The 14881-nt window shown below is 71.2% G+C and carries 9 protein-coding genes; 4 read left to right on the top strand and 5 right to left on the bottom strand.

The window, feature by feature from the left end:
* Positions 1-243: 243 nt before the first annotated feature.
* From K8612_RS37835 to K8612_RS37825, 3 genes are all read left to right on the top strand, one after another.
* Positions 244-1794 (top strand): DUF1592 domain-containing protein, encoded by a 1551-nt coding sequence (locus K8612_RS37835; RefSeq protein ID WP_223765795.1) that lies wholly within the window; start codon positions 244-246, stop codon positions 1792-1794.
* Positions 1791-3218, top strand: a complete 1428-nt coding sequence (locus tag K8612_RS37830) for a DUF1552 domain-containing protein (RefSeq protein WP_223765794.1) — start codon at positions 1791-1793, stop codon at positions 3216-3218. The genes K8612_RS37835 and K8612_RS37830 overlap by 4 nt, the downstream gene beginning before the upstream one ends.
* A 62-nt stretch (positions 3219-3280) precedes the next feature.
* Entirely contained in the window at positions 3281-4438 is a 1158-nt protein-coding gene (locus K8612_RS37825; protein WP_223765793.1) for a lytic polysaccharide monooxygenase, read from the top strand.
* 13 nt (positions 4439-4451) lie between these two features.
* Here K8612_RS37825 and K8612_RS37820 read toward each other — a convergent pair whose 3' ends face one another.
* The 4 genes from K8612_RS37820 to K8612_RS37805 form a co-directional block, all read right to left on the bottom strand.
* Positions 4452-7298: a carboxypeptidase-like regulatory domain-containing protein gene (locus K8612_RS37820; protein ID WP_223765792.1), complete on the bottom strand. Its 2847-nt coding sequence runs from the start codon at positions 7296-7298 to the stop codon at positions 4452-4454.
* A gap of 156 nt (positions 7299-7454) precedes the next feature.
* Positions 7455-10700 carry a carboxypeptidase regulatory-like domain-containing protein gene (locus K8612_RS37815; protein ID WP_223765791.1) on the bottom strand — a complete coding sequence of 1082 codons (3246 nt, stop codon included), beginning with the start codon at positions 10698-10700 and terminating at the stop codon, positions 7455-7457.
* Between the two features lie 24 nt (positions 10701-10724).
* Positions 10725-11111 (bottom strand): hypothetical protein, encoded by a 387-nt coding sequence (locus K8612_RS37810; RefSeq protein WP_223765790.1) that lies wholly within the window; start codon positions 11109-11111, stop codon positions 10725-10727.
* Complete coding sequence (locus tag K8612_RS37805) at positions 11108-11935, bottom strand: TIGR02587 family membrane protein (protein WP_223765789.1); 828 nt, start codon at positions 11933-11935, stop codon at positions 11108-11110. The genes K8612_RS37810 and K8612_RS37805 overlap by 4 nt, the downstream gene beginning before the upstream one ends.
* A gap of 164 nt (positions 11936-12099) precedes the next feature.
* Here K8612_RS37805 and purU point away from each other — a divergent pair, with 164 nt between their 5' ends.
* A complete protein-coding gene (gene purU, locus K8612_RS37800) occupies positions 12100-12963 on the top strand; it encodes a formyltetrahydrofolate deformylase (RefSeq protein ID WP_223743710.1) in 864 nt (287 codons plus the stop codon).
* 1 nt (position 12964) lies between these two features.
* On the opposite strand, the gene K8612_RS37795 is transcribed toward purU, so the two are convergent.
* Positions 12965-14110 (bottom strand): hypothetical protein, encoded by a 1146-nt coding sequence (locus tag K8612_RS37795; RefSeq protein WP_223765788.1) that lies wholly within the window; start codon positions 14108-14110, stop codon positions 12965-12967.
* Between the last annotated feature and the right edge of the window lie 771 nt (positions 14111-14881).

Genomic DNA, 14881 nt, shown 5'->3' with positions numbered 1-14881 from the left:
GTATTCGTGTGAGACGCCGCCTGCCCGGCCGGGGTGCGGATTGACTTCCAGACGTATCCCCAGTGGGATGACCTCCAACGAACGGAGGCGCTTCCCCCCATGGCGCAACGTCGACGCTGGAGGAGTTCCGCGCTGCTCGCGGCCTCCCTGAGTTTCCTGACTGCCTGCGAAGGCCAGATTTCTGACGCGGCGAATCCGCGCGATCCGGGCCCTGGCGGGACGAACAAACCTCCCCCTGCCGGCGTGGAGCAGCCGGCGCGCTCGGTGCGCGTCGCGCGGCTGACGCATGCGCAGTGGGTGAGCAGCGTGAAGGACCTGCTCAAGCTGGACGCGGCGCCCACGGCGCTGGCGCAGTCGTTCCGCGCGGACCCATCCCAGAGCGGCTTCCTCTTCGACAACGACGCCCGCGCGCTGTCGGTGGACGAGGCGCTGTGGGGCGCCTACCAGCGCGCGGCGGCGGACCTGGCCGGGCAGGTGGCCACGGACGCGACGAAGCTGGGCAAGCTGCTGCCGGCGGGGAGCACCACGGACGAGGCTCGCGCGAAGGCGTTCGTGGAGTCCTTCGGCCTGCGCGCCCTGCGCCGCCCGCTGACCGCGGACGAGGTGGAGGCGTACCTCAAGCTGTACCGCGAGGGCCCCAAGGCGTACCCGACGATGGCCGCGTTCCAGGGCGGCCTGCGGCTGGTGCTGGAGGGCTTCCTCCAGTCGCCCCTGTTCCTCTACCGCGTGGAGCGCAGCACGCAGGCGGCGGACGGCAAGGTGCCGCTGGACGCGTTCGAGGTCGCGTCCCGCTTGAGCTACGCGCTCTGGAACTCCATGCCGGACGACGCGCTGTTCGCCGCGGCCCGCGAAGGCCTGCTCGCGAAGCGCGAGGGCGTGGCCGCCGAGGCGCGCCGGATGATGGCGGACCCCCGGGCTCGCGGCGTGGTGGACGCGTACCACCAGGCCGTGTTCGACGTGCCCCGCTACGCGAGCATCCGTCCCAACACCACGCGCTTCCCCAACGTCACCGCGAAGCTGGCGGAGTCCGCGGCGAAGGAGAACGCGCTCTTCGTCCAGGACGTCGTCTTCGGGCGCAAGGGGCGCTTCGCGGACCTGCTCACGTCGCGCGACACCTTCGTCAACGACGAGCTGGCGCGCATCTACGGCCTCACCGGGACGTTCACCGCGGACTTCGTGCCGGTGACGCTGGACGGGGCGCAGCGCCGGGGCGTGCTCACGCAGGTGGGCTTCCTCGCGTCGCACGCGACGTCCATCGACCCGGACCCCATCCACCGGGGCGTGTTCCTGTCGGAGCACCTGCTGTGCCAGAAGATTGGCGCGCCGCCGGCCAACATCCCCGCGCTGCCCGCGCCCAACGGCCGCACCAACCGCGAGGTGGTGACGTCGCACACGGAGGCCCCCGGCACGGTGTGCGCGTCCTGCCACGCGACGCTCATCAACCCGCTGGGCTTCCCGTTCGAGAACTTCGACGCCGTGGGCGGCTACCGCACGACGGACAACGGGCACCCGGTGGATGCCTCGTCGGCGCCGGGCATCGGCGGACAGCAGGTGTCGGTGAAGGACGCGCTGGACCTGGCGGATGCGCTCGCGACCACGCAGGCGGTGCACGAGTGCTACGCGCGCCACTGGGTGGAGTTCCTGAGCGGACGCCCCGCCGCGGCGGAGGACGACGCGCTGGTGGCGCGGCTGGGCAAGCTGTCGCAGTCCGGGCAACTGTCCATCGTGGACCTGGTCGTCGAGGTCGTGACGGGCGTGGGCTTCGTGACTCGCCACCCGGAGGAGCTGCCGTGAAACTGAGCCGTCGACGCGTGTTGCAGGGCCTGGGTGGGGTCATGCTGGGGCTGCCGGTGCTGGAGGGGCTGATGCCCCGCAAGGCCCAGGCGGCGGATGCGAACGCGCTGCCCTTCGCCATCTTCCTTCGCCAGGCGGATGGCGTGGCCGCCGCGCAGAGCACCTCCGAGCTGGGCAACGAGCCGGAGCGCTTCTGGCCGGAGCCGCTGGGCAACCTCACCACCACCACGCTCGCGGGCAAGTCGCTGGTGGAGCTGGCGGACCACCGCGCGCGCCTGCTGGTGGTGCGCAACGTCAACATGAAGGACTACAACTACGGGGACGGCCACGCCCGTGGGGCGCTGCAATGCCTCACCGCGCGGGGCCCCGCCGTGGAGGGCGCGGGCGGCGACTCCGAGGCCTCCGGCGAGTCGCTGGACCACCGCATCGGCCGCGAGCTGAACCCGCAGAAGCGCGACTCGCTCTACCTCTACGCGGGGCAGTCCGGCGGGTGGCTGGGCGGCCCCTGCATCTCCCACCGGGGCAGCGCTTCACGCCGGGCCGCGCTGCACGACCCGTGGGTGGCGTACCAGACCATGGTGGGCGGCCCCGGAGGCCTCACCCCGGAGGCGCGCGAGCAACTGCTGGTGCGCCAGAAGAGCCTCAACGACCTGGTGTCGGGCCAGTTGAAGGCGCTCCAGTCGCGGCCGGAGCTGAGCAGCACGGACCGGCAGCGCCTGGACCTGCACCTGTCCAACGTGCGCGACCTGGAGGTGGCGCTGAGCTGCCGCGCCCGCGCGGACGAGGAGCTGCGGCTCCAGCAGCAGGCGCCCGGCTACAACAGCACGGACGGCGACGAGGTGCTGGCCACGGTGCGGCTGCACATGGACATCGCGGTGCTGGCGGTGGCGTGCGGCACCACGCGCTCGGTGGCCATCCAGGTGGGCAACGGCAACGACAGCGCCACGCGCTACCGCGACCCCACCACGGGGCAGTTGATGGAGAACTTCCACTACATCTCCCACCGCCGCGCGTCGCATGACGCGTCCGGCGGCATCATCGCCGGGTCGGACGTGCTGCACTCGCGCGTGGACGCGCAGTTCGCGCAGACCTTCAACTACCTGTTGGACCAACTGGCGGCGTACACCCTGCCGGACGGCAAGAAGCTGGTCGACCAGGGCGTGTCCGTCTGGTTCAACGACCTGGGCAACGGGCCGGCGCACTCGGCGCGCCACATCCCGTTCATCCTGGCGGGGAGCTGCAACGGCTACCTCAAGCAGGGCGTGGCGGTGACTGCGGCCGGCGGCAGCAGCAGCCCCAACCTCAACAAGATGCTCAACACGATTGGCGCCGCCGTGGGCCTGAAGAACGCCGCTGGGGGGCCGCTGGATGACTTCGGCGACCCCACGCTGCCCAAGGGCCTGCTGACGGAGCTGCTGGCCTGAGCGGCCGTTGACCCGATTTGCCCTGGCCTTTCCTCCTTTGTTTTCGAACAGAGGAGGAAGGGATGTTCCCAGCAATCCGCAAGGCCTTCACCGCGTCGCTCGCTTTCGTCTCCCTGCTGTCCGCCGGTCCGGCGGCGGCGCACGGCTCCATGGAAGTACCGCTGAGCCGCGTCTATGGATGTTTCAAGGAAGGGCCGGAGAGCCCCAGGTCCGCCGCGTGCACGGCCGCGGTGCAGGCCGGTGGGACGCAGGCGCTGTATGACTGGAACGGCGTCCGGCAGGGCGCCGCCAACGGGCGTCACCGGGAGCTCATCCCCGACGGCAAGCTGTGCAGCGCCGCCAATGAGAGTCACAAGGGGTTGGACCTGGCGCGCACGGACTGGCCGTCCACGCTCATCACCCCGGACGCCAACGGCCGCTTCGAGTTCGTCTTCCACGCCACCGCGGTGCACGCCACGGGCTACTTCCAGCTCTTCGTGACGAAGGAGGGCTACAACCCGGCGCTGCCCCTGAAGTGGTCGGACCTGGAGTCGACGCCGTTCTGCAACGTCACCAACGTGTCCGCGGTGAACAACCGCTACCGGCTCGACTGCCCCTTCCCGGCGAGCCGGACGGGCCCGCACGTCATCTACGCCATCTGGCAGCGCGCGGACAGCCCGGAGGCCTTCTACGCCTGCACGGACGTGAAGTTCAGCAACACGCCGCCCCCGCCGGCGGCGTGGAAGGAATTGGGCCAGGTGCAGGCGCGCGAGGACCTGCCCAAGTCCAGCAAGGTGACCTTCCGCCTCTTCGACAGCGCGGGCGGCGACGCCGAGTCGCATCCGCTGACGCTCGATGCGGCCACGCCCGCGGCCACGTGGATGTACCGGCTGGCGCAGCAGGTGAACGCGGGCTCCAGCCGCGTGCAGGTGGGCGTGCTCCAGACGACGGGCGTCGTGACGCCGGTGCAGGACGCGCTGGGCAACCGCGTGTACGCGAAGGAGACGGGCTACGCGTTCCAGGTGGACATCGAGAAGCCCTCCACCGGCGGCGGGACGGCGCAGTACAAGTACCCGGCGGGCATCGACAGCTACACGGCGGGCACGCTGGTGGAGGGCACGGACGGGCTCCTCTACCGCTGCAAGCCCTTCCCGTACTCCGGCTGGTGCAAGGGCGTGGCGTCGTACTACGCGCCGGGCACGGGCATCGCCTGGCAGGACGCGTGGGAGCGCGCCAACTAGGCCTCGCGGCGCTTCAGGGGGGCCCTGCCTCCACGGTGAAGGTCACCTCGCCCCGGGGGGGAATCAGCACCTTCCGGGACGTGAAGAGGGGGCCTTCGGCCGGGTCGGCCGCGCGTGCGTCCAGCACGTACTCGCCGGGCTCGACGCCTCGGAGGACGAGGGTGCCCCCCGGGGCGACGTCCTGGTAGCGGGTCATGTGAACCCCGGGGCCCGGCGCCTTCAGCGAGATGAGCGCGGGCAGGAGCGTGCCGTCCGTGTCTCGGGCCAGGAGCCGCACCGTCGCGGCGCGGTCCAGGGCCACGGTGAGCGTGTCCACGCGGGCCGTCACCTCCTGCTCGAAGGGACGCGTGTTCCGGCTCCGGAGGTCCAGGGTGAAGGGCGGCGGCGGCAGTTGCGACAGGGTGTAGACACCGTCGCGAAGGGGGACGCTCCGGGGGCGTGTCATCGCGCGGGTCACGTCGGGGTTCCCTGGCGCGGTGAGGGTCGCCCGGAAGGAGTCCAACTGGGACAGGACCTCGCCCGTCTCCGCGTCGTGGAGCTCGAGCCGCAGCGTCCAGCCGGGGTCGAGTGTCAGCACGCCCAGGTCCAGGTCCACGCCCTCCGTCAGCGTCACGGCGCGCTCCAGCGGCATGAAGCCGGGGGCCTCCACGGTCAGGTTCGCCGGGCCCCCATCGGAGAACGGAATGTCGAAGGCGCCGTCTGGCGAGTCGTTGGGCTGTTCGACGTACGCAGGGCCGGTCACCTTGAAGGACGTGACGGCCTTTCCTCCGGGTTCCACGACGCGGCCCCGGATGCGTCCGTCGCGCTCCAGCACGAGTCGCAGGGGCGCCTCGCTGGAGTCCACCCCGAGGCCACCGGTCTCCGTGTCGGGCTCGCCTCCCTGGGAGCGCCCGGGACGGAAGGTGTATCCCGCCAACTGGGCCCACACGACGTAGCGGGGGGCCACGAGCCCGCGCAGCGTGAAGCGTCCGTCCGGGCCGGTGCGGAGGCCGGCGGGCCCCTCGTCCGGGGCGTAGCGCCACGCGGAGGACGCGCTCTCGGAGCGGTCCGCGGTGATGACGACGTCCGCGAGCGGCTGGCCCTTCCCATCCACCGCGATGCCGGAGCGCTCACGGCCTGCTTCCAGGCGCAGGGACACGTCCCGGTGTTCACCCGCCTGGAAGGTGACGGGCTGGGACACCGATGCGTCCATCAGGTCCCCCCGGACGACGGCGCCCAGCAGGTAGGGGCCCGGGGCAATCCCTTGCAGATGGAAGCGGCCCTGTTCGTCCGTCAGGGTCTGCCGCGGCTCTTGGTAGGGCGCGTCCTCCTGCGCTTCCGCCCCCAACGTCACGGTGGCTCCCCGCAGCGGCAGCCCCTGGGGGTCGGTGACGGAGCCGGACACGGAGGCGCCCCGGTCCAGCACCACGACGACATCCCGCGAGGGGACGCGCACCGCGAGGGTTTGACGCTGGAAGGACGGATCCTCCACGGACAGCTCCCCTGTCCCCGCGCGCTTCACGTCCAGGATGAAGTGCCCGTTGGCATCCGAGCGCCGGGCGCCGCCCGCGTCGATGCCGTCCCCCTCGCCCAGGCGATGGCCTGACAGCGACAGGAGGATGCCTTCCAGCGGAGCGCCCGACGTGTCGACGACGCGGCCCTCCACGCTCTGCGCGCGCTTGAGGGTGAAGTCCAGGGGCGCCATGCGCTGCTGGAGCTTCTGCGCATGCTGCTCCACGTCCAGGTGATGGGGCGCGAGGATCCGGAAGGTATGCGGCCCGGGCCGCGTGGGGCCCAACTGGTAGCGGCCCCCGGCGTCCGTCACGGTGGTCGCCTCGGCGGCGACGGGACCGCCGTCCTCGCGGTAGGTCTCCACGCGTGCATGGGGGATGGGCTGGCCCGCGTCGTCGCGCACCGTGCCCGTGACGAACACGCCGGGCTGGAGCCGCAGCTCCACGTGCTCCACGGGCGGCGTCACGTCCAGCGTGGCGAACGCGCCCCCGGACTGCGCGGTGAGCTGGTGGAGGACGGCGGGCGCGGTGAAGCGGAAGCGCCCCTCCCCATCGGTCGTGGTGCGCTGGGTGGACGCCGTCGCGCTGTCACCATCGAGGTGCACCAGGATGCCCGGCACCGGGGCCCCCTCCGGAGAGAGGACCTGCCCCGTGACGGGGAGCGCGCGCGCGAGCACCACGGTCGTGAGGGAGGTGAGCGAGTCGAGCTTCGGCTGGAACCACGGGGACCGGCCCTCCGCGGTGACGAAGGCGGCGTAGTCGCCCTGGGGCAGGGGGCCCACGATGAAGCGGCCCTCGGCGTCGGTGGCCCCGTCGAAGAAGCGCGTGTGCCAGCGGGAGACGAGCGTCACCCGCGCGTCGGGGATGGGGGTCTCGCGGTCCGTGTCCGTGACGGTTCCCTCGAAGAGGACGCCCTGCTCCAGCGTCAGCGTCACGCCGTCCGAGCCCACCTCGACGCCGCCCTGTGACACCGCGCCCGTGTCGCCCAGGGCCCAGAGCGTGACGTGGCCCTCGGGCAGTCCCTCCAGCGCGAAGTGGCCTTCCGCGTCCGTGGTCGCCTCCGCGAACACGGGGGCTTCGCCGTCGCGGACCTCCACGGACTCCCACTGCATGCGCTCGGCGTCGAAGCTGCACGCGTCGCTCTTGAGGAGGGGCGCCCGCGCGTCGTCCTGGCCCGTGGTCGAGGGGCAGGGGCGCTCCGACAGCGTGACCCCGGGCTCCACGCGGGAGGCGGAGACGCGCACGCCCGAGGCCGGGCCATGGGTTCCCAGCACGCGGCCCGTGATGCGCGCGGTGCCCGCGGGACTCGGGGGCGTGGTCACCCGTGCCGGCCGCGCCACCGGCTTCGGCGTGGACGACCTCGGGGGCACGGGCGAGTCCTTCGCGGACGCAGGCGGCTCGGTGTTCCACAGGAGGAGGGCGAGGAGCGCGACGACGGCGAGCGCGACGGCTCCCAGCCAAGGCTTCAGTCCCCCAGGTCTGCCATTCCCCATGCGCGGCAGGATAGCGGGCCCCTGCGCCGTGCGTCAGCGCGCGAAGGGCCGCCACACCGGCTTCACGTCGCGGGACACGCTGCCTCCGGCGGGCACGTCCAGCTCTTCGCGGTGGATGCGGTCTCCTTCGCGGTTGCGCGCGAGGACGGTGTAGTGGCCGGCGGGCACACGGCGGAACGTGACGGACATGCCGGTCCATTCCTTCACGGGATGCTGCTGCATGAACAGGTGATGGAAGTCCATGCGGCTTTCAGGGAGGGGAGCCTGTCCGGACAGCAAGAACGCGGTGTCGACGTCCTCTGGCAGCCGGAGCGTGACGGTGGTGCCCGTGCCCAGGGCGTCGAACTCGAGCGTGACGTCGCCACTGCTGGGGATCCGCACGGCGCGGGGCTGGAAGAGGACGTCCGCCGACCGCTCCTCCGCCCAGGCCTCCACCGTGTAGAGCCCCGGGGGAATGGCCCTGAGCGTGAAGTCACCCGCGGGGGGCCAGCGTCGATGCGTCGTGCCATCGGAGTGCGTGAAGAGGAGCCGGGCCTTCACGGGCTGGCCTTGCGCGTCGCGGGCGTGGCCCGTCACCCGGGCGCCCTTCTCGAGCGAGAGCGTGATGCTGTCCTGCTGCGCGCCCACCGTCACGCGCAGCGGCAGGTGGACCTGGGTGTCCACCTCGAGCGTGCACGCCGTGGTGGGCAGCCGCTCCAGCAGCAGTGAGCCGTCCTTCGCGGGCACGGCTTGCGTCGGCGTCCGGAAGGAGGGGCCGTCCGCGACGCCGTCCTCCTCGACGTGATGGCTGACGGCCACCGTCACCTCCTTGCCTGAGTCGTCGCGAACGCGTCCGGTGTACGGCGCACCCGTCGCCGCCTCGCGCAGGAACACCCTCAGGGTCCTTCCCCGCGTCAGCAGGAGCGTGCCGAGGTCCACGTCGTCTTCTCCGTCCGGTGTGACGGTGCGGTCCACCGGCGCGAACCCTTCGGCCTGCACCACGATCCGCTGGGGGCCGCTGGCTTCGTACAGGGGCCGGTCGAAGCTGCCATCCGGGGTCGTGTACGGATGGCCATTCACGTCAAAGGACTTCAGGGGGGCTCCGCCCTCCGCTTGCACCCGGCCCCGCACATGCGGGATGCGCCGCAGCACCAGCCGGACCTCCGTGGTGTCCCGGTCCAGCACGGCGAAGTCGGTCCCTTCAGGACGGACGCCCTGCGAGGTCTGGACGTCCAGGGCATATTCATCGAGCGTGGCGGTGAGCTCATGGCGGGCGGCGGTCAGCGAGCGCAGGATGAAGTGGCCCTCGGCATCCGTGTGGACCCCCACGGTGCGCTGCGCTCGTGTCCTGAACCGTTCGCCACGGTAGAGGGGCCGGTCCGCGTCCAGGATGTTCGCGCGGATGAGGACTCCGTGCAGGGGGCGGCCCTGGGACGTCACGACGACGCCCCGCAGGGTCCGGCCTTCCTCCACCCTCAGCGTCACGGACGGCGCCTCTCCCTGCTGGACCTCCAGCGGTCGCGAGGCGTGGACATCCACGTCCCGTCCTGGAACCAGGGCCTCCGCCACGTAACTGCCCGGAGCCACCCCCTGGAGCGTGACCTGGCCTCGCGCATCGGTGACAGCGGCATGGTCTGACTCGCCGCGCGCATCGCGCTTCCAGAGTGTCACCAGGGCGTTCCGCACCGGCGCACCCGCCGCGCTCAAGACGGTGACAGCGACGCTCGCGCCCCGGCGCAGCACCAGCCGTACGTTGTTCGACGGAAGCGTCACGGTGAAGCGCTGGGGGATGAAGGTCGCGTCCTCGACGTCCAGCCACGCGGAGCCCGCCTCCTCCGCGTCCAGGAGGAAGCGTCCGGCTTCGTCCGTCACGGTCAAGTCCGTGATGGCACCCAGGTAGGGGGGCGACGGCCGGCCCCGATGCAACTGCACTTCGAAGCCCGCGAGCGGCTGGTCCGCTTCGTCGACGAGGACGCCCTCCACGGAGACGGCGCGAGTCAGGGTGAAGTCGAGCGAAGCCTCGTCCTGTCCGGGTTCCTCGTACTCCACCGTCTTGTCGACGTGGCGCTCGGCGTGGGCCCCCACGAAGAGCGGCAGCCGGAACAGGGGCCCCAGCCGGTAATGGCCTCGGGCATCCGTGACGGTCCTGCCTCGCTGCGACGGTGCGGTCTCATTGCCGTGAAAGGCCTCGACCTGGGCGCCGGGAATCGGGTTTCCGGCCTCATCTCTGACGGTGCCCTGGACGACCATGCCGGGCCCCAGCGTGAGGATGATGTCCTCGCGCGGCTCGGTGCCCAGGTGCGCGAAGCCGTCGTGCGCCGGGGACTCCGCGAAGAGCTCGGCGGACATGCCTTCAAGGGAAGGGAAGGAGAAGCGTCCCTGCGCATCCGTGAGGGCGGTGCGCCATTCGGGAGTGATGCTGGGCAGGAAGAAGCGGACGGAGATTCCGGGCGCGGGAGCTCCCTTCGCCGTCAATACCGTGCCCGCGTGCTTCGCGGGGCGGTAGAGCAAGAAGGTGGTCTTCAGCGGATCCGCTTTCACGCTCAGGAGCGGACTGAACCCCGGGGCCGTGATGAGGATGCCATGGTCGGCCGGCGGTACCGGCCCGATGCGGAAGCGTCCATCCGCGCCACTGGTCGCGGGAAAGAAGCGCGTGTGTTCCAGGGAGAAGACGGTGATGCGAGCCCCCGCGATGGGGTTGGCTTCCGGCACATCACCCAGGACCACGCCCTCGAAGAAGAGACCTTCGTCGAGCACGAGGACCACGCCCTGCTGACCCGTCGTCACGTCCGGGATCATCGCCACGCCCTGGCCGCTGGAGGCCTGGAGTGAGACCTGCCCGTCGGCAAGGCCATCCAGGACGAAGGTGCCGTCCTCCGCGCTGGTGGTCTCCGCGACGATGGGGGCTTCTCCCTCGCGCTGGTCCACCTGGTCCACCAGCTCGTCGAAGGCTTCGTTCCAGCACTGCGTCAGCCAGCGCGAAGACGCAGCGGACGCATCCTCGGAAGGGGGACACGAGCGCTCCGACAACGTGACCTCCGGCTCCGCGCGGGATGCGAATACGCGCGCGCCCGCGACAGGGCCCCGCGCGTCACGCACGACGCCGGTGATGCGCAGCGAGCCTTCCGCACGCGGAGCCCGCAGCGGAGCGAAGCGCGCTCTCGCGTGCCCTGTCTCCGCATCGCGAGCCCCCGGATTCGAGGATGCGTCCTGGCCTCGCGGCTCCCGGAAGGACACCCCGGCCACGCCCAATCCGAGGACGAGCACGGCGGCCCACCACCACGTCTTCCTGGCGCGCATGTGCCGCCAGGATAGCAGCGGGTGTCAGGGCGTGGCGAAGCCCACCGCGCGCGCCTCCACGCGCTCGGGAGTCGGCTCCTGCCGGAAGGAGACCCAGGCCTCCCGCTGGGATTGGCGTGGCACGTACGCCAGCACGAACTCCGCCTCCTCCTTCGGCTCCTGGCCGCCTCGCAGCGACACGCGCACGTGGACCTCCTCCGCCGCCGAGTCGCCGTGGTTCGTCACCGTGACGGGCACCCGCCACTCCCTCGCGTTCGCGCTGGCCACCGGCGTGCCCACCCGCACGGTCAGGTCCGGCGGACCGCTGCTCGTCGTCCACGCGTCCACCGCCAGGTAGCCCATGACCAGCGCCACCAGCACGCAGCTCGAGATGAAGACGACGCCCTCCAGCCAGTTCCAGTTCGCCTTCATGATTGGATGAGCAACCTGCCCGCCGAGGCCCCCAGCGTCGACGCCAGTCCCAGCACCACCACCTGCGCCACGCAGACGCTCAGGCCGTTGCCGGTGAACCGGCCGAAGAACCACAACACCAGGGTGCTCGACAGCAGCGCGACCGCGTACGTGACGAACGTGCCCGCGAACACGTCCCTGCGCAGACGGCGGCGCGTGAAGCGGTGCGCGCGGGTGAAGTCGCTCTGGAAGAGGATGAGCCCGCCCAGCAGCAGCGACAGCACCGCGATCCCCAGCAGGCACCCGGGCTGTGTCTCCACGGCGATCATCACGATCTCCTCCGTGGGCGCCACGTTGGCCGCGAACAGCACCGCGCCGCAGAGCGAGATGACCAACTGGCCCGGGACGTGGTCCGCGGACTCGAACTGCTTCTGGTCCTCTTCTTCGTTCTCCTCGCGGTGCTGGCCGCCCAGTTGCGCGGTGCCCACCGACACGCCGATGGCCACCGTGCCGGCCTCCACCACCACCATGCCCACCGCCTCCTGCAGGGACGTGCCCTGGCCAATGCGGCCAATGAGCACGAGCACGGCCGTGGACACGAGCAGCCCCAGCCCCAGCTCCTCCAGCGAGTCCGTGAAGACGTCGAACCAGGACACGTCCCGCCGGAAGCCGCCGTAGCGGTTGTAGCCGAGCAGCAGCACGTACGTGGCCACCAGGTAGCCCAGCACGTTGCCCGGATGGGACGTGAAGCCCGCCCACCACACCTCCATCGTGTAGAGCAGCGGCAGGCTGAAGAGCAGGCCCCCCGCGATGCCCCGGCCGTATTCGCGCAGGGAGTCCGGCACCGGTCGTCGGCTGCGGGGCCCGTCGGCTGTGAGGCGGTCGGCCATCTCAGGCCAGAGTCTAGGTTCGCTTTCCGGAGAGGGAAGTGTCGCGCGCATGGCACCGGACAATCCCCGCCGCGCCAGGGACGGGCCTTCCCTCCGCGGGGCTATATTCGCCACCGCCCATGACCGAGCGTCCCGCCCAATACATCCTCACGCTGTCGTGCCCGGATCAGCGCGGCATCGTCCACGCCGTCTCCGGCTGGCTCACCGAGCACGGCTGCAACATCCTCGACAGCGCCCAGTACGGCGACCCGCGGACGCGGTTGTTCTTCATGCGCGTGCACTTCGCGGATGAAGAGGGGAAGGCGGAGCCCGCGGCGCTGCGTGAGGCCTTCGGGGCGCTCGCGGGGCGCTTCGCGATGGAGTGGCACCTGCACGACGCGGCGGAGAAGCCCCGCGTGCTGTTGATGGTCTCGAAGATCGGCCACTGCCTGAACGACCTGCTGTATCGCTACCGCAGCGGCATCCTGCCGGTGGAGATCCCGGCCATCGTGTCCAACCACCGGGACTTCTACCAACTGGCCGCGTCCCACGACATTCCGTTCCACCACCTGCCGGTGACGCCGGAGAACAAGGAACGGCAGGAGGCGCGCCTGCTGGAGTTGGTGCGCGAGCAGCGCGTGGACCTGGTGGTGCTCGCCCGGTACATGCAGATCCTCTCCGCCGGGACGTGTGATGCGCTGCGCGGGCGGCTCATCAACATCCACCACTCGTTCCTGCCCAGCTTCAAGGGCGCGCGGCCGTACCAGCAGGCCTACGACCGGGGCGTGAAGCTGATTGGCGCGACGGCCCACTTCGTCACGGGCGACCTGGACGAGGGGCCCATCATCGAACAGGACGTGGAGCGCGTGGACCACACGCTGTCGCCGGAGGCGCTGACGGCGATGGGGCGCGACGTGGAGAGCGTGGTGCTGGGCCGCGCGGTGACGTGGTTCGTGCAGCACCGCATCCTGCTCAACGGTCACAAGACCGTGGTGTTCCGCTGAGTCAACCGGCGGGGCACGCGGCGCCCGCGCCGAGCACGTCCGCGTCGTGGTGCACCCGCACCGCGCCGGACGCCTCCAGGTGGCGCACGAACAGCGAGCCGAAGACCTCCGCGTTGCCGCTCAGGTTGAGCTGGGCCTGGGGCGCGTAGAGGTTGCCCGCGAGGGTGCTGCCTGCGGAGATGTCCAGCGCCTGCGAGCCCGCCACGTAGACGCGCACCCGCGAGGGCAGGGCGGCCGAGCCCAGCGTGAGGTCGCCGGACACGATGAAGCCTCCCGAGAGGAAGAGGTCCAGCTCGCCGGGAGGTTGCACGTCCACGGTGAGCGCTTCCTTCAGGTCCACGCCGCCGGGGATGAACAGCGCGGTGCGGCCCCGGATGCGCAGCGTGGCGTGGCCCGGCCCCGCGATGCGCGTCAGCAGGAAGCGGCCACAAGGCAGCTCCAGCACGCGCTCGCCGGTGACGTCCGTCAGCGTCGCCGGGTCCAGGCCGATGGCCGCGTTGTCGTTGTCCACGGTGTGGTGGGCGATGAGCGCGGCCGGGTCGAAGCGGGAGCCCTCGTCGCAGTCACAGGGGATGACCGGCGGCACGGGCTCACGGCGCAGTTCCGACGCCTGTGCCGGGCCCGGGGAGAACTCCGGAGGGACGGTGAGCACGCCGCCCACGGTGAGCGCGGCGAGCCCGATATCCCCGTTCACCCGCGCGTCACCGGCAGCAGTGGCGGTGGCGCCGGGGCCGGAGAGGGGGCCGTTGCTGTCCAGGCCACCGCCCACCGTGAGAGGACTGCTGAGCTGGACGCCGCCCACCTGGAGCGAGCCGCCCACCGTGACGCGGTCGTTCGCGGACAGGACGCCGTTCACGCCCAAGTCGCCGCCCGGACTGCCGGGAGCGTAGGGCCCCGAGGAACTTCGGAACGCATCCACGGTGAAGGGAGCACTGAGGGACAGACCCTCGCAGGAGCACGCCGCGCGGAGGAACAGCCTCTGCGCCAACTGGCCGCTGCACACCTGCGGGCCCGCTGCGGGGTTCCCCAGCAGGAGTGGAGGTCCGCTGTCCGCGCAGTGCGCCGCCCATTCATCCGGAACATCGGTCCCCGCGTCGGGCGAACGCAGCGTGGCCACCGGATCATCCACCGTGCAAGAGGCACCCATCAGCGCAGTCCAGACCACGAACCCTGCGACGCGGAGCCTCATGGGGCCGTCACCGTGAAGCGTCATAAAAGGGCGCCTCCTGCCTGCGCCAAGGGAACCTCGTCAGGCACATGCACACAGCCCATGGGCCCCAGGCCCGGAGCGGCCAAACCTGTCCGACAGTCGGACCGGTTTCCACGGCTCGGAGGGCCCAGGCGCGCCGCCTGCCACGCCAGGCACTCGGGCCCGGAGCGCCCCAAACCTGTCCGACAGTCGGACAAGTTTCGATTGCGCAGAGGGAGTGGGCGCGCCGCCCGCCACGCCGGAGCGCGAGAATGCGGCGCTCCTCCAAACCTGTCCGACCGTCGGACCCGTTTCCGCGGCTCGAAGGGCCCAGGCCCGCCGCCCGCCACGCTGCGCACCCAGGAGCCGAAGTTCCTCCGAACTTGTCCGACTGTCGGACCCGTTTCCATGGTTCGGAGGGCGCAGACGCGCTGCCTTCCGCGCCGCGCACCCACGAGTCGACGTTCCTCCGAACCTGTCCGACTGTCGGACAAGTTTCGATTGCCCGGAGGGAGTGGGAACACAGCCCGCCACGCGGCGCACCCAGGAACCGACGTTCCTCCAAACCTGTCCGACAGTCGGACCCGTTTCCACAGCTTGGAGGGTGCGGGCGCGCTGTCCGCCATGCGGAGGCCCGAGAAGGCGGCATTCCTCCAAACCTGTCCGACAGGAGGTCTGCGCGGAATAGCGAGGCCAGTTGGCCGGCTGCCAAGCGACAAGGGGGACAGG

Source organism: Corallococcus sp. AS-1-6, from assembly GCF_020037015.1.
In the GTDB taxonomy this organism is placed as follows: Bacteria; Myxococcota; Myxococcia; order Myxococcales; family Myxococcaceae; genus Corallococcus.
The sequence above is the reverse complement of the archived record's forward strand: the minus strand, read 5'-3'. Positions and strand labels throughout refer to the sequence as shown.

Excerpts from the sequence above, each read along its gene's own strand:
- K8612_RS37825 (WP_223765793.1), top strand. The coding sequence starts at position 3,281 with ATGTTCCCAGCAATCCGCAAGGCCTTCACCGCGTCGCTCGCTTTCGTC.
- purU (WP_223743710.1), top strand. The coding sequence starts at position 12,100 with ATGACCGAGCGTCCCGCCCAATACATCCTCACGCTGTCGTGCCCGGAT.
- K8612_RS37815 (WP_223765791.1), bottom strand. The coding sequence starts at position 10,700 with ATGCGCGCCAGGAAGACGTGGTGGTGGGCCGCCGTGCTCGTCCTCGGA.
- K8612_RS37810 (WP_223765790.1), bottom strand. The coding sequence starts at position 11,111 with ATGAAGGCGAACTGGAACTGGCTGGAGGGCGTCGTCTTCATCTCGAGC.
- K8612_RS37795 (WP_223765788.1), bottom strand. The coding sequence starts at position 14,110 with ATGGGTGCCTCTTGCACGGTGGATGATCCGGTGGCCACGCTGCGTTCG.